Source organism: Gluconacetobacter sp. (assembly GCF_047721585.1).
In the GTDB taxonomy this organism is placed as follows: domain Bacteria; phylum Pseudomonadota; class Alphaproteobacteria; order Acetobacterales; family Acetobacteraceae; genus Gluconacetobacter; species Gluconacetobacter dulcium.
In genome coordinates, this window is record NZ_JBDNXE010000141.1 from 8,253 (window position 1) to 9,120 (window position 868).

Annotated in this window: 1 protein-coding gene; it reads left to right on the plus strand. The window is 60.5% G+C overall.

Translation table 11 applies throughout. From position 1 onward, the window contains the following. The coding region (locus ABF821_RS17995; protein ID WP_415531060.1) for an MBG domain-containing protein at positions 1 to 868 on the plus strand (868 nt) is incomplete at both ends.

Sequence of the window (868 nt, forward strand, 5' to 3'; positions counted from 1 at the left end):
GCTTCGTCGGATACAATGATGGCTCAATCACTAACGCCTACGCAACAGGCTCTGTCTCCGCTACCAGTTCCAGCTGGGTCGGCGGCTTCGTCGGAGAGAATGACGGCATAATCACCAACGCCTACGCAACAGGCACCGTCTCCGCTACCAATAGCAACAACACTGTCGGCGGCTTTGTCGGAGAGGATGACGACCAAATCACCTATGCGTATTTCGACACAGACACGTCCGGTACATCGAATGCCACGGGCGGCGCTTTTTCGTCTATCTCCATCACGGGACTGACGACGGCGCAATGGGCATCCGAAGGACCCACGGTCGCAGGCAGCCCCAACAGCTTCAGCACCCCAGGCGATTGGGTATCCGGCTCTCCTTATCCGGTCCTGAAAGCACTGCCTTATGTCGTCATCACAGGTCAGGGAAGCCAAGTCTACGGACAGAGCACGGCAACGGTTGTCTTCACCTCCATCAAGGACCAGAACGGTCTGGATGTATCCGGAAAAGTCGATACGACAGCTCTGACCTGGGGCGGCACCAACCTGAGCACGACCAGCAGCGTCGGCAATTCCGCTCCGCTCATCATCGTCCACGGCTCCATCCCAGGCTATCAGACCATCTACACGGGCACCGATACGGTGATAAAGGCCGCCCTCACCATCACCGCCCTGAACCAGAGCAGCGTCTACGGCCAGACCCCCGCGCTCGACACCACGAAGTTCACCTCCACCGGCCTGCTCAACGGCGACACCGTCACCGGCGCCACCCTCACCACCCCGGCCACCAACACCAGCCCCGTCGGCGGCTACGCCATCACCCCCTCCGCCGCCCAGGGCAGCGGACTGACCAACTACATCGTCACCTATCACAC